This is a genomic window from Nonomuraea maritima (assembly GCF_900100395.1).
Taxonomy (GTDB): domain Bacteria; phylum Actinomycetota; class Actinomycetes; order Streptosporangiales; family Streptosporangiaceae; genus Nonomuraea; species Nonomuraea maritima.
Window position 1 is genome coordinate 31,360 of sequence record NZ_FNFB01000034.1, and the last position, 17,480, is coordinate 48,839.

Annotated in this window: 16 protein-coding genes and 1 pseudogene; 4 read left to right on the forward strand and 13 right to left on the reverse strand. The window is 72.8% G+C overall.

Annotated elements, in window-relative coordinates; all coding sequences use genetic code 11:
* The 7 genes and pseudogenes from BLR04_RS41020 to BLR04_RS34110 form a co-directional block, all read right to left on the reverse strand.
* Positions 1–479 (reverse strand): annotated as a pseudogene (locus BLR04_RS41020) (hypothetical protein); the annotation flags it as partial.
* Positions 480–487: 8 nt separating this feature from the next.
* Positions 488–1,720 (reverse strand): uroporphyrinogen-III C-methyltransferase, encoded by a 1,233-nt coding sequence (gene cobA / locus BLR04_RS34085; RefSeq protein ID WP_090773133.1) that lies wholly within the window; start codon positions 1,718–1,720, stop codon positions 488–490.
* A gap of 80 nt (positions 1,721–1,800) precedes the next feature.
* Entirely contained in the window at positions 1,801–2,814 is a 1,014-nt protein-coding gene (gene speB, locus BLR04_RS34090) for an agmatinase (RefSeq protein ID WP_090773135.1), read from the reverse strand.
* A 10-nt stretch (positions 2,815–2,824) separates the two neighbouring features.
* Complete coding sequence (locus BLR04_RS34095; protein ID WP_090773137.1) at positions 2,825–3,937, reverse strand: nicotinate-nucleotide--dimethylbenzimidazole phosphoribosyltransferase; 1,113 nt, start codon at positions 3,935–3,937, stop codon at positions 2,825–2,827.
* Complete coding sequence (locus BLR04_RS34100) at positions 3,927–4,793, reverse strand: sirohydrochlorin chelatase (protein WP_090773139.1); 867 nt, start codon at positions 4,791–4,793, stop codon at positions 3,927–3,929. The genes BLR04_RS34095 and BLR04_RS34100 overlap by 11 nt, the downstream gene beginning before the upstream one ends.
* A 69-nt stretch (positions 4,794–4,862) precedes the next feature.
* Positions 4,863–6,041 carry a precorrin-6y C5,15-methyltransferase (decarboxylating) subunit CbiE gene (gene cbiE / locus BLR04_RS34105; protein ID WP_090773141.1) on the reverse strand — a complete coding sequence of 393 codons (1,179 nt, stop codon included), beginning with the start codon at positions 6,039–6,041 and terminating at the stop codon, positions 4,863–4,865.
* A 111-nt stretch (positions 6,042–6,152) separates the two neighbouring features.
* Positions 6,153–7,232 carry a GNAT family N-acetyltransferase gene (locus BLR04_RS34110; protein ID WP_176903417.1) on the reverse strand — a complete coding sequence of 360 codons (1,080 nt, stop codon included), beginning with the start codon at positions 7,230–7,232 and terminating at the stop codon, positions 6,153–6,155.
* A gap of 73 nt (positions 7,233–7,305) precedes the next feature.
* On the opposite strand from BLR04_RS34110, the gene BLR04_RS34115 reads away from it, so the two are divergent.
* Entirely contained in the window at positions 7,306–7,710 is a 405-nt protein-coding gene (locus BLR04_RS34115; protein ID WP_090773216.1) for a DUF2795 domain-containing protein, read from the forward strand.
* 6 nt (positions 7,711–7,716) lie between these two features.
* Positions 7,717–8,739: a baeRF2 domain-containing protein gene (locus tag BLR04_RS34120; protein WP_090773145.1), complete on the forward strand. Its 1,023-nt coding sequence runs from the start codon at positions 7,717–7,719 to the stop codon at positions 8,737–8,739.
* On the opposite strand, the gene BLR04_RS34125 is transcribed toward BLR04_RS34120, so the two are convergent.
* From BLR04_RS34125 to BLR04_RS34135, 3 genes are read right to left on the reverse strand one after another with little or no spacing between them, the layout of a single operon-like run.
* Positions 8,729–9,298 carry a LutC/YkgG family protein gene (locus BLR04_RS34125; RefSeq protein WP_245740840.1) on the reverse strand — a complete coding sequence of 190 codons (570 nt, stop codon included), beginning with the start codon at positions 9,296–9,298 and terminating at the stop codon, positions 8,729–8,731. The two genes, BLR04_RS34120 and BLR04_RS34125, sit on opposite strands and share 11 nt — an antisense overlap.
* A gap of 7 nt (positions 9,299–9,305) precedes the next feature.
* The gene (locus BLR04_RS34130; protein ID WP_090773149.1) at positions 9,306–10,718 is read right to left on the reverse strand and encodes a lactate utilization protein B; all 1,413 of its coding nucleotides are present in this window, start codon (positions 10,716–10,718) and stop codon (positions 9,306–9,308) included.
* Positions 10,718–11,446: a (Fe-S)-binding protein gene (locus BLR04_RS34135; RefSeq protein ID WP_090773151.1), complete on the reverse strand. Its 729-nt coding sequence runs from the start codon at positions 11,444–11,446 to the stop codon at positions 10,718–10,720. The genes BLR04_RS34130 and BLR04_RS34135 overlap by 1 nt, the downstream gene beginning before the upstream one ends.
* Before the next feature lie 87 nt (positions 11,447–11,533).
* On the opposite strand from BLR04_RS34135, the gene BLR04_RS34140 reads away from it, so the two are divergent.
* The gene (locus BLR04_RS34140) at positions 11,534–12,235 is read left to right on the forward strand and encodes a FadR/GntR family transcriptional regulator (protein ID WP_090773153.1); all 702 of its coding nucleotides are present in this window, start codon (positions 11,534–11,536) and stop codon (positions 12,233–12,235) included.
* A gap of 6 nt (positions 12,236–12,241) precedes the next feature.
* On the opposite strand, the gene BLR04_RS34145 is transcribed toward BLR04_RS34140, so the two are convergent.
* Positions 12,242–13,606, reverse strand: a complete 1,365-nt coding sequence (locus BLR04_RS34145) for a sulfatase family protein (RefSeq protein WP_090773218.1) — start codon at positions 13,604–13,606, stop codon at positions 12,242–12,244.
* A gap of 146 nt (positions 13,607–13,752) precedes the next feature.
* Here BLR04_RS34145 and BLR04_RS34150 point away from each other — a divergent pair, with 146 nt between their 5' ends.
* The gene (locus BLR04_RS34150; protein ID WP_090773155.1) at positions 13,753–14,754 is read left to right on the forward strand and encodes an LLM class F420-dependent oxidoreductase; all 1,002 of its coding nucleotides are present in this window, start codon (positions 13,753–13,755) and stop codon (positions 14,752–14,754) included.
* Positions 14,755–14,821: 67 nt separating this feature from the next.
* Here BLR04_RS34150 and BLR04_RS34155 read toward each other — a convergent pair whose 3' ends face one another.
* The gene (locus BLR04_RS34155; protein ID WP_090773157.1) at positions 14,822–16,759 is read right to left on the reverse strand and encodes an FtsX-like permease family protein; all 1,938 of its coding nucleotides are present in this window, start codon (positions 16,757–16,759) and stop codon (positions 14,822–14,824) included.
* Positions 16,756–17,430 carry an ABC transporter ATP-binding protein gene (locus BLR04_RS34160; protein WP_090773159.1) on the reverse strand — a complete coding sequence of 225 codons (675 nt, stop codon included), beginning with the start codon at positions 17,428–17,430 and terminating at the stop codon, positions 16,756–16,758. The genes BLR04_RS34155 and BLR04_RS34160 overlap by 4 nt, the downstream gene beginning before the upstream one ends.
* Positions 17,431–17,480: the final 50 nt, after the last annotated feature.

Here is a 17,480-nt window from a genome sequence, read left to right on the forward strand (position 1 = left end):
CCCGAACCCTCACCATCACGCTCGAACAACGACCGCTCACGCCCGGACGGCTCGTGATCGCCGGGCTCGAAGAGTGACCGCCCACGCGTGGGCAGCGCCCCAGGCCTCTGGTCGCCGCGCTCGAACAGGGACCGCCCGCCCACGGGTCGCTCGTCCGCCGGCTGGGCCTCACGATCGGACGCGGGTCGCTCGTCCGCCCCCTGGCCGCGCTCGGACAGCGACGGCCCGGCTGCGGGACGGCCCTCCGACCGGTGACCCGGGTCGAACAGGGACGGCCCGCGTCCAGGCTGCTGGGCCGGGGCCTCGCCGGCCTGCCGGTCGGGCGCCGCCGGCTCGGTGGCGCCGCGATTCGGCGCGTGCGGCCGGTCGCCGCCGTCGGAGGCGGCGTCGTCTCGACGCCCCTCGTCGAGGTCGTCGTCGGTCACCGGGCGGAACTGCAACGTCTGCTCCGCGGGTGACTCGTGTCTCCCGTCATCCATGGCCGTGTTCACGGCAAGCGCTCCGCTCGAACCATCTCGACCTCCTGGCCGACCCTCACGACGTCGCCGACGATGACGATCGCCGGTGGCCGTATCCCAGCCGCGGACACACGGTCGGCCACGGTGGAAAGCGAAGCGGTAACCGCCCGCTGGGTCGGAAGGGTACCGTCCTGCACCACCATTACGGGAGTCTCTGGCGAACGTCCGTAGCGGATGAGTGCTTCTGCCACTTTTGGCAGGCGTTCGACGGCCATCAGGAGCACCAACGTGCCGTGGGAACGGGCTTGCGCGGGCCAGTCGACGGTGGATCGGGGGTCGTCGGGCGCGACGTGGACGGAGATGACGTGGAACTCCTGGCTCACGCCTCGGTGGGTGACCGGGACCCCGGCGGCGGCGGGCACCGCGACCGCGCTGGTGATGCCGGGCACGACGAGCACCGGGATGCCGGCCTCGGCGCACGCGATCATCTCTTCGCCGCCGCGCCCGAACACGAACGGGTCGCCGCCCTTGAGCCGGACGACGAACTTGCCCTGGCGGGCGCGGTCGACGAGCAGCTCGTTGATCGTCTCCTGCGGCAGCGACCTGCCGTAAGGGACCTTGGCCGCGTCGACCAGCTCGACGTCGGGGGCGAGCTCGTCGAGCAGTGCGCGCGGCGCGAGCCGGTCGGCGACCACCACGTCGGCCTGGGCGAGCAGCTGCCGCCCGCGTACGGAGATGAGGCCGGGGTCGCCGGGGCCGCCGCCGACGAGGGCGACGCCCACGGGCTTGGTGCGGTTGCGCCGCGCGTCGACGGTGCCGTCACGCAGGGCCTCGACGACCGCGTCGCGGATGCCCGCGGCCCGGCGCGGGTCGCCGCCCGCGGTGACGGCCACCGTGATCTCGCCGACCCGGCCGGAGGCTGGTGTCCAGGCCGCGGCGGCGTCCTTGTCGTCGGCGCGTACGCACCACACGCGTTTGGCCTCCGCCTCGGCGGCGACCGCGGTGTTGACGGCCCGGTCGTCGGTGCAGGCCTGCACGAGCCAGGCGCCGTCGCAGTCGCCGACCTCGTACGGTCGCGCGTGCCAGGTGACCCGGCCGGTGGCGATCAGGTCGTCGAGGGCCGGCGTGACGGACGGCGACACGACGGTGACCTCCGCACCGGCATCGAGCAGCGCGGGGACCCGCCGCTGTGCGACGCGGCCCCCGCCCACCACGAGAACCCGGCGGCCGGAGAGCCGCAGGCCGAGGAGGTATGGGCCCATGGGGGGAATCTCCCGTTCGCGAAGCATGTGTTAAGGAACTCAACCTACCGGCTTTGACGGTGACGTTCGCTGCGCATCAATCAACGGCCGTCGAGCAGCGGCTGACGCGGATCCCAGCGTGGCCCGCCCTCGTCGTCCTTGCGGCGTCTGGCCATCGCTGACAGAGCCTCCAGGATAACCCGGTTGCCGAGGTAGGCGGTGATGTCCGCGTGATCGTAGGGCGGCGCGACCTCGACGACCTCCATCCCGGCCACCGGGAGCTCGTAGCAGATCCGGCGTACGGCGTCGAGCAGCTGCCGGGCCGTGAGCCCGCCCGGCTCCGGGGTGCCGGTGCCGGGGGCGTGCCCGGGGTCGCAGACGTCGATGTCCACCGACAGGAAGACCTGGTCGCATTCGTCGAGCGCGATCCGGAACGACTCCGTGAGGCATTCGTCCAGCCCGCGCGCCACGATCTCGGTCATCTCGTAGGAGCGCATGTTCTGGGTGGCCATCCAGCTCAGCGTCTCCGGCTCGGGCCAGTAGCCGCGCAGCCCGAGCTGCAGGAACCGGTCGCCCCTGATCGCGCCGGACTCGATGAGCCGCCGCATGGGCTGGCCGTGGCCGTACAGGTGGCCGAAGGTGATGTCGCCGGTGTCGGCGTGGGCGTCGAAGTGGATCATGGAGGTGCGGCCCGGCGCGTACGCCCGCGCGGTGCCCCGCGCGTCGGGCAGCGCGACGGTGTGGTCGCCGCCGAGCACCAGCGGGATCGCGCCCGAGGCGGCGATCCTGTGCACGGCCTCCTCGATCGCGGCCAGCGAGCCCTCCACGTCGCCCGAGTAGCACTCGACGTCGCCCGCGTCGAGCACGCGCAGGTCGCGCAGGGCGTCGACGCGCAGCGCGAGGCTCGGCCGGGAACCGTCGTGAGGCAGGTAGCACGCCTGGCGCAGGGCCGACGGGCCGAACCTGGCGCCCGGCCGGTTGGAGGTGCCGCCGTCGAACGGCGCCCCGATGATCACCACGTCGGCGTCCGCGTAGCTCGCCGGGTCGCCGACGTCGCAGCGGTCTACCCCCAGGAACGTGAGGTCGGGGCCGTACATCGATCCGTATCGGGACATCTGCCCATCATCACACGGGCTTTTCGGTCACTCCCGCCGAGTCGAAGGTCGCGACCTCGTGCATGACGCGTACCGCCGCGCACACCATCGGGTGGGCGAGCAGGCCGCCCGTGCCCTCGCCCAGGCGCAGCTCCAGGTCGACCAGCGGGCGCAGCCCGAGGTGGTCGAGGGCCGCGGCGTGGCCGGGCTCGACCGAGCGGTGGCCCGCCACGCAGTGGTCGATCGAATCGGGGGCGAGCGCGGCGGCGGCCAGCGCGGCGGCGCCGGCGATGACGCCGTCGAGGATCACCGGCACCCGGGCGGCCGCGCCGGCGAGGATGAATCCGGCGATGGCCGCGTGCTCGAGGCCGCCGACGGCGGCGAGCGCCCGCAGCGCCTCGCCGGGCGCGCCAGTACCAGGCAGCCCAGCGCCCGGCAGCCCAGTGCCCGGCAGCCCAGTGCCGGGCAGCGCGTTGACGCGCAGCGCCTCGCGGACGACCTCGACCTTGCGCTCGTACGTCTCGTCGTCGACGCCGGTGCCGCGTCCGGTCACCCCGGCCGGGTCCTTCCCGGTGAAGACGGCGACGAGCGCGGCGGAGGCGGTGGTGTTGGCGATGCCCATGTCGCCGGTGATCAGGCAGCGCGCGCCGCCGGCGATCAGGTCGCGGGCCACGACGATGCCCGCCTCCAGCGCGTGCAGGACCTCGTCGGCGCTCATGGCGGGGCCCTCGGTCATGTCGGCGGTGCCGTACGCGACCTTCTTGCCGACGAGGCCGGTCGCGTCGGGCAGGTCGGCGGCGACGCCCACGTCGACGACGGTCACGGACGCCCCGGTCTGGGCGGCGAAGGCGTTGGCCACCGCGCCGCCGGCCAGGAAGTTGGCGACCATCTGGACGGTGACCTCCTGCGGCCACGGGCTGACGCCGCGCGCGTGGACGCCGTGGTCGGCGGCGAAGATCGCGAGGGCCGCCGGCTGCGGCAGCGGCGGCGGGCTGACACCGGCCGCACCCGCGAGCCGTACCGCCACCTCTTCGAGCACGCCGAGCGAGCCGCGCGGCTTGGTGAGGCGGTCCTGGTGCGCGCGGGCCTCGGCGAGCGCGACGGGGTCGGCGGGACGGATCGCGGCGATCGTCTCAGCGAGCACGGGCTGCCTCCTCGGGAACGAGTCGCAGAGCTTCCTCGTAACGATCGATGACGACGTCGGCCAGGGTCTCGCAGTCGCCGATCACCTCGGCGCAGCGGATGTCGAGGTCGGGGTGGCCGGCGCCGTACGCGAGCGCCTGCGCCCACACGCGCTCCAGCGATCCGCCCGCGAACAGCAGGTACGGAACCACGATCACGCGCTTGGCGCCCAGGCGGCGGCAGCGTTCGAGCCCGCCGGGGACTCCGGGCGGGGTGACCGACACGAACGCGGTCTCGACGGTCATGAAGTCGTAGGCGTGCGTCTCCCAGAACAGCCGCGAGACGCGGTGGACCTCGGCGTTGGCGGTCGCGTCGGTGGAACCCTCGCCGACGAGGACGACCGCGGTCTCCCCCGGCTCGACGTGGCCGTGCGGGTCGTCGTGGGCGGGGACGTCGATGGCCCGCAGCCGGGGCCTGGCACCGACGAGTTCGAGCGCGCGCGGCTTCGTGACCTCGTCGGCGGCCTCCTTGAGCCGTTCGGCCAGGAGGGCGAGCACGCGGGGGTCGGGGCCGAGGGGGCGGCCGTAGTCGTACTCGAGGGTGGGGTGGCGCTGCTGTTCCATGGCCAGCGCGACGGACAGGTCGTCACCGGCCCGGCTCAGGCTCAGCGGCATCGCGACGAGCCGGTGGTGTCCCCGGGCGACCAGGGAGGCGACGGATTCGCTCAGCCGGGGCGTGGCCCGCTCCAGGTAACCACCCGATACGTCGGCGCCCGTCTGGTCGAGGCGGCAGCGCAGACGGTGGACGAACCGGCCGAACTCCGCGGCGTAGGCGTCGTCCTGGGAGCCCTGCCCGATGAGCAGGAGGGGCGGCTTCATGGTGGGGATCTCCGGTGCAAGGGATTTAGGTCACGCGAGGATAACCGATGGGCACCGGCACGGAACAGGTCATGTCATACGCAACGGTGTGGCATGCACCACGAAGAAGGGGTCGGCCTCGACCAGGCGGTGAGCGCCGTCGGGGTCGAGAACCAGCCGGGACGCGGCAATCCGGGTGCCGGCACCGTCATAGCCGTTCTCCCGCAGCCGCTCCAGGACCTTCACCACCTCTTCCACCTGCCGCAACACGCACACCATGACCCTCGGGCGGCGCGCGGCGCAGGCGGCCACCACGTCGGGGCCGCCGCCGCCCACGTGGACGGCGTCGGGGTCGGGCAGCGGCTCCAGCGCCGCCGGCGCGTGCCCTCTCGTCAGGGCCACCTTGACGCCGCGTTCGAGCACGTTCGCGCGCAGCCCGGCGCACAGTTCCCCGTCGCGCTCGACGGCCATGACGGCCGCACCCAGCCGGGCGCACTCGACGGCGATCTCTCCGCGTCCTGCGCCGACGTCCCAGACCAGGTCGCCGAGCCGCGGGCCGAGCTTGGCCAGCACGTACGCCCTGACCTCGGCCGGGACCCCGCTCTCTGACGGCAGCGCCCACTCCTGCGGCCCAGGACGGGCGCCCGCCACCCAGCTGCGCTCCTTCGGCGGCCGGTGCAGCGGGTCGAGGACGAGGACCACGTCGGGGTCCTTCCACGGCCGGGTGGTGGCCTCGCCCATGCGGCTGTGGGTGACGCGCTCGTCGGGACCGCCGAGGTCCTCGCAGACGATGAGCGCTCTGGGCGTGGTGGGCGCGAGTTCCCTGGCGATCTCGGCCGGGCTGACGCCGGGGGCGACGACCAGCGCGACCTTCGGGTGGGCGCGGCAGGCGTTGACGACCTTCGCCAGCTGCTCCGGGCCCGACGGGGCGACGACCAGCGCGTCCTCCCAGTTGAGCCCGGCGCGGGCGAAGGCGCGGGTGATCGGCGACGTGGCGGGCAGGACGTCCGGTTCGATGCCGTGGGCGCGCAGGGCGCGGACGACGCCGAAGAAGCCGGGGTCGCCGTCGGTGAGGACGGCAAGGGGGCCTTCGCCGTGTTCGAGGTGTTCGTCGACGGTGTGCACCAGGGCCTCGTCGGTGACGGTGGGGGCGGTGAGTGCGAGCCGGCGGACGAGGTCGTCGGGGCCCACGACGAGCGCGGCCTCCCGCAGCCGGGACACCGCCTCGGCCGACAGCTCGGATCCGTCCCACCCGACCACCGTGATCATGCGCCTCACCGTCCTCATCTCCAGAGTGACGGCTGACGCGCGCTTGCACAAAGGGTCGCGGGGGTCAGGCCGGTGTCCCTTGCCCCCCGGGTCACTTCGGTGCGGGACCGCTCAGTGCAGGTCCGACGGGACGAGGCTGTAGACGATCAGGTCGTCGCCGGCGAGCGAGGCCCGCGCCACGCCCTCGCGGACGAAGCCGGCCTTCTCCGCCACCCGCTGCGAGGCGGGGTTGGCGACGGAGGCGCGCAGCTGGAGCCTGCGGAAGCCGTGCTGGTCGAACAGCCAGCGCGCGATGGCCCGCACGGCCTCGCCCGCGTACCCGTTGCCCCGCGCCCACGGCGCGGTCATGTAGCCGACCTCGGCGGTCCTGCCGTGCCAGTCGATGTCGCGCAGGTCGACGTTCACCACGAACCGGCCGCTCGCCAGCTCCTCGACCGCCCAGGCGATGCCGTGGCCCCGCACGCGCATCCGTTCGGTGGCCGCCAGCAACGCGTGCGCGTGCGCCTCGGTGTAGCCGCGCGGCACGCCCGTCATGGCCTGGGTCAGCGGGTCGGCGGCGGTGGCGGCCAGGTCGGGGACGTCGGCCTCGGACGGGGCCCGCAGCAGCAGCCGCTCGGTCCGCACCTGCTCCCTGGGCAGCACGGGGCAGGGCCGGCCGTCGTCGTCGCGCAGCAGGCCGAAGACCACCAGGTCGTGCGGCCCGTCGTCCTCCAGCTCGGCGCCACGCAGCACGCCTTCCCAGGTGAAGCCGGACTTCTGGGCGACGCTGAGCGAGGCGAGGTTGTCCAGGTCGGCGGTCAGGGTGACCCGGCGCAGCTGCGTGGTGCCGAACACCCACGCGGTCAGCGTGCGGACGGCTTCGGTGGCGTAGCCGCGGTTGCGGTAGAGGGGGTGGACGCCGTAGCCGACCTCGGTCGTGCCCGCCGTCCACGAGGTCTTGAACAGGCTGATCGCGCCCACGATGAGGCCCTCGGCGTCGACCATCGCCAGGTGGACGCCCTGGCCGGAGCGGCGCAGCTCGTCCACGCCGGTCGCGAGCCACTGCGGGACGCCGGAGGCGTGGGCGGGGGCGCCCGGAGGCAGGAACCGGACCTCGGAGCTGATGATCGACCGGATCCTGCGCTCGTCCTGGGGGCCGAAGGGCCGCAGCGTCAGTCGAGGCGCGGGGATGCGTACGTCGCTGTCGATCACGTCGGCAGCGTACAGCCGCGATGTTTGCCCAGGAAAGTGGGGGTAGGGGCGCGTTGAGAGGGGTGTGATCGCCATGCAACGTGGGAGCGACAAGCACGGACCCCGCCTGGACGACCAGCAGAAACATGAGACCCAGGGCTTGGTGCGCGGCAACGGTCCGACGCACGCCGAGGAGTGGAAGGAGCCCGAGGCCATGCCGTCCAGCGGCGAGGAGCCGATGCAGTCGTACCCGCCAGGACACGGGCCCGGCGTGCCGGACGGCATGACCCCGCGGGACGTGAACCTCCGCAGCGACCTGGCCAAATGGCTCAGCGAAACCCACTGGCCGCGGTCCAAGCAGGAGCTGCTGCGGCGCGCGCGGCGGCAGGGCGCTCCCGACCGGGTGCTCGACCTGGTGGAGTCGCTGCCCGAGCGGAACTTCACGAACATGGCCGACATCGCCCGGTCCCTCGGCATCGGGGTCGAGAAAGGCAGGTGATCGCCCGTGCGGCTCGACTTCATCCGCCCGCTGTACGAACGGCGCGGACCGTACGCGTCCGCCTATCTGGGCGCGCTGACCGGGCCGGAGCGGAAGTCGCACTGGCGCGGCGCGCGCGATGCGCTCGCGCAGGACGGCCAGGCCGACGAGGCGACCTTGGAGGCCCTTCATGAGGAGGCGATGCGGGCGGCCCCCGGGCGGGCGCTGTTCGCCGCACACGGTGACGTGGTGCTGGCAGAGTCGCTGGAACGGGCGCCGCAGGAGTGCGCCGTGTGGTCGCCGCTGCCGCACGTCACACCGCTGCTCATGCAGCGCGGCGAGAACGTGCCGCACCTGCGGGTCATCGTCGACCACGCGGGCGCCGAGCTGACGGTGTTCGCCGGAGGCGCGCCGCGCCGGGCCACCGTGGAGGCCGCCGCGTGGCCGCTGCAGAAGACGTCGCAGGGCGGCTGGTCGCAGAAGCGCTACGAGCGCGCGGTCGAGGAGTGCTGGGAGCGGAACGCGGTCGCGGTCGCCCACGAGATCGACGAGCAGGTACGAAGGCTCGGCATCGAGCTCATCCTGGTGGCCGGCGAGGCCAGATCACGCTCGTACCTGCTGCACCACCTGGGCACCAAGTCGGCCGACCGGGTGACGATGGTCGAGCACGGCAGCCGCGAGGACCACGGGCAGTTCGAGCGGGACGTGGAGCGCGCCCTGGACGAGTGGCTCGACCGCAGGCGCGCCGAGCTGGTCGAGCGGCACCTGGAGTCGGGCAGCCCCACGGGGACCGCCCGGGTCTGCCACGCGCTGCGTGAGGGCCGGGTGCACGCGCTGCTGCTGCCGGAGAGGCTGCTGCCGAAGCCGGTGTGGATCGGTGAGGGCGGCACCCAGCTCGCCACCGACCCGGCCGAGCTGCGCCGCTGGGGCGTGGCGGACCCGGTACGGGAGCGCACGGACTCGGCCCTGGTCAGAGCCGCCGCGACGACGGACGCCGAGCTGTGGTTCACCGACGCGGTGGACGACGTGACCGCGGTGCTCAGGTACTGATCAGCACCTCCAGCGTTCGGGGGCCGTGCACGCCCTCGACCCGGTTCAGCTCGATGTCGCTGGTGGCGGACGGGCCGCTGATCCAGGTGAGCGGACGGGACGGGTCGAGCCGTTCGACGGCCTCAGGGACGCCGGGCACGATCTGGTCGGCCAGGACCACGCACAGGTGGTAGTCGGGGACCAGCGTCTGCGCCCTGGTGCCCTGGCCGGGCCCGTGGTCGAGGACGATGGTGCCCGTCTCGGCGATCGCCACGGCGCAGTGGGTCATCACGCCGTCGGCGGTGTCGAGGTCGTCCCAGCCGCCGTCGCGGCCGAAGCCGTCGGGGACGACCATGCGGCGGCCGTGGACGCACGCGTCGATCGTCGCGCCCAGCTCGGCGGACGGGACGACGCGCACGATCGCCCGGTAGTCGCCCACCCGCTCGGCGAACAGGCCCACGAGATCGTCGACCTGCCGCCGCGTCCGGTAACCGCGCGGGATCTCGACGGTCGGCGCGCCCGCCACGGCCGCGCGGACCTTGGCCAGGATCTCCTCGCGCGCGCTCATTCCGCTTGCCATGGGTCGCTCACCGCTCCTCGGCGCTCGCGGAGCGTCCGGCACGCTCCCACCAGTCTCTGAACGATTCCTCCGGGATCTCCGGCACGTCCCTGGTGTCGGTCCAGGCCGACATGGGGCCGGGCAGGCCCTTCTTCGGTACGAACCGGCGCAGCCGGGTGGCGGCGCGCTGGGCCGTGGCCAGCCGTTCGTGGTCGTCGAGGACCCAGCCCGCGACCTTCATGGCGGCCCGCTCGGCCGCCGCGTGCGGCGCCTTGGCCCGCAGGTCGACGAGGACCTCGGGGATGTCGATGGCCACCGGGCAGACGTCGTAGCAGGCGCCGCAGAGGCTGGAGGCGAACGGCAGCGAGGCGTCGAGGTCCGTCGTCATGCCGCGCAGCTGCGGGGTGAGGATCGCGCCGATCGGGCCGGGGTAGACGGAGCCGTACGCGTGGCCGCCGGCGCGTTCGTACACGGGGCACACGTTGAGGCAGGCGGAGCAGCGGATGCAGCGCAGCGCCTGACGGCCGACCTCGTCGGCGAGCACGTCGGTGCGTCCGTTGTCGAGCAGCACGAGGTGAAATTCCTGGCCCTCGACGGCGCCCGTCCACATGCTCGTGTACGGGTTCATCCGCTCGCCGGTGGAGCTGCGCGGCAGCAGCTGGAGGAAGACCTCCAGGTCGCGCCAGGACGGCAGCAGCTTCTCGATGCCGACGACGCTGATGAGGGTCTCGGGCAGCGACAGGCACATGCGGCCGTTGCCCTCCGACTCGAGGACGACCAGCGTGCCGGTCTCGGCGACCATGAAGTTGGCGCCGGAGATGGCGACCTTGCTGCGCAGGAAGCGGTCGCGCAGGTGGAGGCGGGCGGCCTCGGTGAGCGCCGGCGGGTCGTCGGTCAGGTCGCGCGATACCCCGGGCATCTTGTCGAGGAAGATCTCGCGGATCTCCGACCGGTTGCGGTGGATCGCGGGCACCAGGATGTGGCTGGGGAAGTCGTCGCCGAGCTGGACGATCAGCTCGGCGAGGTCGGTCTCGTACGCGGCGATGCCGTGCGCCGCGAGCGCCTCGTTGAGCCCGATCTCCTGCGTGGCCATCGACTTGACCTTGACGACCTCGGTCTCGCCGGTGGCCTTGACCAGGTCGGTGACGATGCGGTTGGCCTCGGCGGCGTCGCGCGCCCAGTGGACGGTGCCGCCCGCGCGGGTGACGGCCTCCTCCAGCTGGATCAGGTAGCGGTCGAGGTTGTGCAGGACGTCGTCCTTGATGGCCTTGCCTGCCGCGCGGAGCTCGCCCCAGTCGGGCAGCTCGCCGACCACCTCGGCGCGCTTGTCGCGGATGGTGTGCGTGGCCTTGCGAAGGTTGAAGCGAAGCTGCGAGTCCTGTACGGCTTTCTCGGCATTTTTCGGGAAGTTGCCGGGCATGCCGATGAAAGTGGCGCTCATCAGTCCTCCTCCGTCGAGGCGAGGATCTCGGCGAGGTGCATGGTCCTGACGCCGGTCTTCTGGCGGCGCAAGGTGCCGCCGATGTGCATCAGGCAGGAGTTGTCGGCCGCACAGAGCACCTCGGCGCCGGTGTCCTGGATGGCACGCGTCTTGTCGGCGCCCATCGCGGCCGAGACTGCCGGGTTCTTCACCGCGAACGTGCCGCCGAACCCGCAGCACTCCTCGGCGCCGGGCAGCGGCACCAGCTCCAGCCCGCGGACGTTCTGCAGCAGCCGCAGGGGACGGTCGCCGAGGCGCAGCCCGCGGAGCGAGTGACACGTCGGGTGATATGTCACCCGGTGCGGGAAATATGCACCTACGTCTTCTGTCTTCAGGACGTCGATCAGGAACTCGGACAGCTCGTACACCTTCGGCGCGACCTCCGCGATCGCCGCCGCTCCCCTGCTGCCCGGCCTGGCCAGCTTCGGGTACTGCTCGCGCACCATGGCCGCGCACGACCCCGACGGCGCGACGACGGCGTCGTACCCGGCGAACACCTCGGTGAAGTGCCGCGCGAGGCGGGTGCCCTCCGTCCGGTAACCGGTGTTGACGTGCATCTGCCCGCAGCACGTCTGGGCGGCGGGGAAGTCGACGTCGCAGCCCAGCCTGCGCAGGAGCGACACGACGGCCTTCCCGGTGCCGGGGAAGAGCGTGTCGTTCACGCACGTGATGAACAGGGCGACTCGCACGGCTCTCCTTCCAGGGGTATGGTCCGACCACAGTATGGTCAGACCATACCGAATCACCAGGTTCCGGCCAATATCAGGGAGGCTTCGTTGGACGGCACCGACTGGCGTCCCATCAAGCGGACACGGACGTTCGAGGACGTCCTCGCCCAGATCGAGCGGCGCATCACCGAGGACGGCCTCACGGTGGGCGACCGGCTGCCCGCCGAGCGCCAGCTCGCCGAGCAACTCGGCGTCAGCCGCTCGTCCGTACGCGAGGCCCTGCGCGTGCTGGAGTCGCTCGGGGTGGTCTCCTCGCAGGCAGGACGCGGCCCCGACGCGGGCGCGGTGCTCACCTCCCGCCCCCACTCGGCGCTGTCCGACCTGCTCCGCCTGCACCTCGGCCTGGCGGGGCTGGAGATGCGCGAGGTCATCGACACCCGCCACCTGATCGAGCAGTGGGCCGCGGCCCGCGCCGCCGCCGTGCGCGCCGACACCTCGGCCCTCGCCGCCGCGCTCGCCGGGATGGACGCCTCCGCGACCGCGGAGGAGTTCGTGGAGCACGACACGGCCTTCCACTGCGCGATCGCCGACGCCTCGGGCAACCGGCTGGTCGCGGCCATCATGCGGTCGCTGCGCGACTCGATGCGCAGGTATTCGGTGGAGGCGGTGCGACGCCTCGGCGACACGTCCGTGCTGCGCGCCGACCACGTACGCATCCTGCGCGCCATCGAGGCGGGCGAGCCGGACGAGGCGGTCCTGGCGGTGGCGGAGCACCTCGCCCACGCCTATCCGGCGCTGTTCCCGTCCTGAACGGCGTCACTGACGCATGTCCGCCTGCCTGCATGTCGGGCCCGAACAGGTGACCATCGCGGCCAGGCGGGTGTCGAGGTTGCCGATCAGCTCCGGGTCGGCGTAGGCGGCGATGTTGCGCAGCTGGTACGGGTCCGTCTGCAGGTCGTAGAGCTGCCGCTCGCCCGTCTCGTAGCGCACGTACGTGTAGCGCTCGGTGCGCAGCGCCTGGTAGGCGGGCACCGGCGTCTGGGCGGCCGAGCTCGGGTTGGCCGGACGGATGAACTCGATCAGCGCGTTCCTGCGCCACTGCGCCGGCGGGCGGCCCTGAAGCAGGGGCGCCAGGTTGCGGCCCTCCGCGAACGAGGCCGCCGTGGCCCCGCCCAGCGCCGCGAACGTGACCGGCAGGTCGATCGTGATGCCCATCTGCGAGACCGTGGCGTTCTGCTTGACGCCCGGGCCGCGGACGACGAGGGGCACCCGGATCGCCTCCTCGAACGGCGTCGTCTTGCCCTGCTTGAGCCGGTGGGTGCCGAGGTGGAAGCCGTTGTCGGAGGTGAAGAAGATATAGGTGTTGTCGAGCTTTCCCGTGTCGCGCAGGGTCTGCACCACCGTGCCGACGAGGTCGTCCACGCCGAGCATCGACCGCAGCCGCCGCCGGTAGCGCTCGTCGACCTCGGTGATCTGCGCCGGCGTGAGCGGGGGCCGCGCGCGCAGCCAGTGCGGCTCGTCGCCGACGTCCTCCTGGTTGAAGTTGGGGGTGCGCGGCGCGGCGGCGAGCGGGAATGCCCCGGCGTGCCGGTAGGCGGGGTTGGCCGGGTTGTGCGGGCCGATCGGCGAGAGGTAGATGAAGAACGGCTGGTTCGAGCCGGTGATGAAGTCGCGGGTCTTGCGGGCGAGCACGTCGGTCAAATAGTCCTGCTCGGCCCAGCCGTAGTCGCGTACGACGCCGTTCTCGTTGAGCCGGTAGCCGTACTCCTCGTACAGGTGCCGCACGGGGACGGCCCACTCGTTCCAGCCGGGCGGCACGTGCGTCTGGGCGGCCGTGGCCCCCGGGTAGTGGTTGAGATACTTGCCCATGAGCGCCGTGCGGTAGCCCGCCTGCTGCATCCAGGTGCCGATCGTGGAACGTTCCAGCCCCAGCGTGTGGAAGCGGTCGAAGCCGCCCTCGGGCGGGGTGTTGGTGAACACCCCGTGGCTGTGGACGAACTGCGAGCGCAGGATCGACGACCGCGACGGGCAGCACCAGGAGTTGGTGACGAAGAACCGGCTGAACGAGGTGCCCTGGTTGACCAGTTCCTGGGTGATGTGGGGAAAGTACGGCAGCGTCCCCGCCTCGAGGTCGTCGGCCATCACCATGATGATGTTGGGGCGGGTGTCACTCTCAGCCATCGTCGGTTCGGCCGCCGGCAGGACAAGCAGCAGCAGACAGGCGATACGCCAGAGACCCTTGTGCACAGACTGTGACTTCCCCGGAACATCCCATTGACACGCGAAGGACCCGCCACCGTAATGGAATTTGATTCCGGAGGTGTCACGTGAGGCTCGGGCTGAACCTCGGTTACTGGCAACGCCACGCCGACGACGCGACCGAGACGGTGCTGGCGGCAGAACGGCTCGGCTACGACTCCGTCTGGACCGCCGAGGCGTACGGCAGCGACGTGTTCACCCCGCTCGCCTGGTACGGCGCGCGGACCACCCGCATCAGGCTGGGCACCTCGATCGCCCAGATCTCCGCCAGGCCGCCGGTCACGACGGCGATGACGGCGATGACCCTCGACCACCTCACCGGCGGCCGGCTGCTGCTCGGCGTGGGCGCGTCCGGCCCGCAGGTCGTGGAGGGCTGGTACGGGCAGCCGTTCGCCAAGCCGCTGGCCCGCACCCGCGAGTACGTCGAGATCATGCGCAAGGTGTGGCGGCGTGAGGAGCCGGTGACGAGCGAGGGGCCGCACCACCCGCTGCCGCTGCCCGGCGGCCTGGGCAAACCGCTCAAGCTCATCACGCACCCGCTCAGGCCGGACATCCCCGTCTATCTCGGGGCCGAGGGCCCGAAGAACGTCGCCCTGGCCGCCGAGCTCGGCCAGGGCTGGCTGCCGTTGTTCGCGTTCCCGTCCAAGATCGAGGAGATGTACGGCCCGTCGCTGGCGAACGCGCCGGAGGGGTTCGACGTGGCGGCCATGGTGATGGTGGTGATCTCCGACGACGTACGGGCGGCGCTGGACGGCGTGAAGATGATGCTCACCCTGTACATCGGCGGCATGGGCGCCCGGCGGCGCAACTTCCACGCCGACATCATCGGCCGCATGGGCTACGCCGAGGCCGCCGAGCGCATCCAGGCGCTCTACCTGGCCGGCCGCCGCGACGAGGCGTTCCAGGCGATCCCCGACGAACTGGCCGACGGCATCTCCCTCGTCGGCCCACCCGCCCGCATCAAGGAACGCCTCGACCTCTGGCACCGCAGCCCCGTGACGAGCCTCCTGGTCATGGGCCCCCGCGACGAACCCTCACTGAAGACCGTCCGCGACCTCGTCCTCGGCTGACAGGCCCCAAAGCCGCCACCCGCGCCCACGTCCACGCTCGTCACCCCCGTCCGGGAGAGCTGAGCGGTCAGTCGGGGCGGGGCGCCGGGTCCTCGGTGACCGCGCGCAGCAGCGGACGGCTCAGCGCGCCCGCCCCGATCACGCCCGCGAACCCCACGACGACGCACCCGCCCAGCGTGACCACCCCCACCGGGCTCATCGAACCGAGCACGAACGGCAGCGCGCAGAACGCGCCCACGAGGATCGCCCCGCCGCCCATCACCGTCAGCGGGATCAGCGTCTCGGCCCGGCGGGCCCGGTCGAGCAGCTCCAGCGGCGTCCCCGCCAGCCGCAGCAGCCCGTACGTCTGCCGCCGGTCGAGCACCGACGACATGGCGGTGATCCCCGAGCTGGTGACGGCCACCAGGAACGACACCGCCAGCACGACGATCGTTCCCACCTGGACATCGGAGAAGAGCTGCTCAGCGGACCGCATGTCGTCGCGGAAGGATGTGGGCGTGCGCCCCGGGACGAGCCCGGCCAGCGCGGTCCGGGCCCGGTCCACCGTGGCGTCGTCTGCGGCGCCGCCGACGGTCGCGATCACGACGCTGTCCTCAGGCTTGACGGTCGCGGTCAGACCGGCCTCCTTGAGGCGCTCGCGGGCCTGCGTGACGACCTGCTCGACCTGGCCGGCTGACGCTTCGACGCGCAGCTCATGAGGCCCGGCGGGCGCCTGGTCGAGCGCGGGGCTGAGCAGGCCGACGAAGCCCGCCACGAACCCGGTCAGCGCCACCCCGCTCACCGTCCGCCAGGCCGCGCGCGGGTCGTCGACGAGGCGGCGGCCGGCGAGCAGCCGGGCCGGGCCGCGGGCGGCCCTGGCGGTGATCCGGCCGATCAGGCTCACGACCCACGGCCCCACCAGGTTGACGCACAGGAACGCCACGGCGAGCGCCGTCCCGATGACGACGACGTCGGCCTTCCTCGACAGCAGCGGGAACCCGATCAGCACCACCAGCAGGGCGACCACCCGGACGGCCCGCAGGCCGGGCGGCGTCTCCCGTTTGGCCACGCCGAGAGGGCTGACCACCACGCGCCGCAGGCCCACCACCGCCGACAGGCCGACCAGCAGCGGCACCGCGACCAGCACCGCCGCGAACACCCACAGCGGCGGGAACACGTCCGCGGTGAACCACGGGCCGCCCTGCATCTCGATCCTGGCCAGCAGCGGCGCGGCCAGCACGTACGCGACCGTGCCCGTCACCGCGCCGGCCAGCGCCACGATCAGCGCCTCTGCCACGGTCATCCCCACCACCTGGCCGGGTGTGGCGCCGATCAGGCGCAGCGCGGCGAGCCGCTGGTCGCGCCTGGCCACCGTGAGCCGGGCCGCCGCGCCCCCGAAGACGAGCAGCGGCACGACCATGAGCACACCGGCGACGACCGCGAGCGCCTGGTAGCTCGTGGCGTCCCGGCTCGGCGTACCAGCGAGGCTCGCGACCCGGCCGGGCGCCAGGCCGAACATCGCGTCCTCGGCGCTGCCGGGTTTCATCGCCGGGTCGTCCGGCGCGCGGCCGACGACGGCGACCAGCTCGCCCGGATACACGAGCGCCTCGTCGCCGAGCACCCCCGCCGGGCGGGGGAAGCGCGCGGCCAGCTGCTCCGGGGGCAGTTCCGCTGCCAGCTCGCTCAGCGCGGGCGACAGCCACACCTCTCCTGGACGGGGGAAGCGGGGCAGACCGGACGGCGGGGCGGGGGCCTCGCCGCCCAGCGTGGCCAGGTCGACCACGGTGATCGCCTGGTCGCGGACGAAGTCCCTGCGCGTCGCCTCGACCGCCACCCCGCCCGACTCGACAGGGACGGGGTTGCGCCAGGCGCCGCGCTCCCCCCTGTCGTGGAAGGCGAAGTTCGCCGCCACCGCGAACAGCAGCAGCCCGGTCGCCACGGCGACGGCCGCGAGCGTCAGCCAGGTGCCGAGCATCCCCCTGCGTCCGCCGCCCTTGAGCAGCCGCCAGGTCAGCGCGAGGTTCACGCCGCCACCCCGCTCACGAGCTGCCCGTCACGCACCTCGACGGTACGGTCGCACCAGCCGGCCACGTTCGGGTCGTGGGTGACCACGATGAGGCTCGCGCCGTTGTGCTTGGTCGCCTCCACCAGCAGCCGCATGGTGTCGTGGCCGGTGCGCTGGTCGAGGGCGCCCGTGGGCTCGTCGGCGAACACCACGGCCGGCTTGCTCACCAGTGCCCTGGCGATGGCCACCCGCTGCGCCTGGCCGCCGGACAGCTCCCCCGGCCGCCGCGTCTCCATCGACTGCAGGCCGAGCGGCCCGAACCACTCGCGGGCCTGCCGCACCGCCTGCGTCCTCGGCACGCCGCCCAGCATGAGCGGCAGGGCGACGTTCTCCTCGGCGGGCAGCTCGGGCAGCAGCTGACCGAACTGGAAGACGAAGCCGAACCTCGTCCGGCGCAGCTCGCTGCGCTTGCGCTCCCCCATCGCGTCGATGCGCTGCCCCTGCAGGTGCACCTCGCCCGCGTCCGGCTTCATGATCCCGGCCAGGCAGTGCAGCAGGGTGGACTTGCCCGACCCGCTCGGTCCCATGATCGCCAGTGCCTCACCGGCCTGTATCGCGATGTCCACGCCCCCGAGGGCGACCGTCTGCCCGAAGCTCTTCTTCATGGCCCGTCCAACCAGCACGTCGTTCATGCCGATCAGCTTTCCGGCGCGGACATGGCCGCCGGATCGGCCGTGCGTCC

Bases quoted from the DNA above. Each gene is read 5' to 3' on its own strand.
- cobA (WP_090773133.1), bottom strand. From the start codon at position 1,720: ATGGGCCCATACCTCCTCGGCCTGCGGCTCTCCGGCCGCCGGGTTCTC.
- speB (WP_090773135.1), bottom strand. From the start codon at position 2,814: ATGTCCCGATACGGATCGATGTACGGCCCCGACCTCACGTTCCTGGGG.
- BLR04_RS34100 (WP_090773139.1), bottom strand. From the start codon at position 4,793: ATGAAGCCGCCCCTCCTGCTCATCGGGCAGGGCTCCCAGGACGACGCC.
- cbiE (WP_090773141.1), bottom strand. From the start codon at position 6,041: ATGATCACGGTGGTCGGGTGGGACGGATCCGAGCTGTCGGCCGAGGCG.
- BLR04_RS34115 (WP_090773216.1), top strand. From the start codon at position 7,306: ATGCAACGTGGGAGCGACAAGCACGGACCCCGCCTGGACGACCAGCAG.
- BLR04_RS34125 (WP_245740840.1), bottom strand. From the start codon at position 9,298: ATGGCAAGCGGAATGAGCGCGCGCGAGGAGATCCTGGCCAAGGTCCGC.
- BLR04_RS34130 (WP_090773149.1), bottom strand. From the start codon at position 10,718: ATGAGCGCCACTTTCATCGGCATGCCCGGCAACTTCCCGAAAAATGCC.
- BLR04_RS34145 (WP_090773218.1), bottom strand. From the start codon at position 13,606: ATGGCTGAGAGTGACACCCGCCCCAACATCATCATGGTGATGGCCGAC.
- BLR04_RS34160 (WP_090773159.1), bottom strand. From the start codon at position 17,430: ATGAACGACGTGCTGGTTGGACGGGCCATGAAGAAGAGCTTCGGGCAG.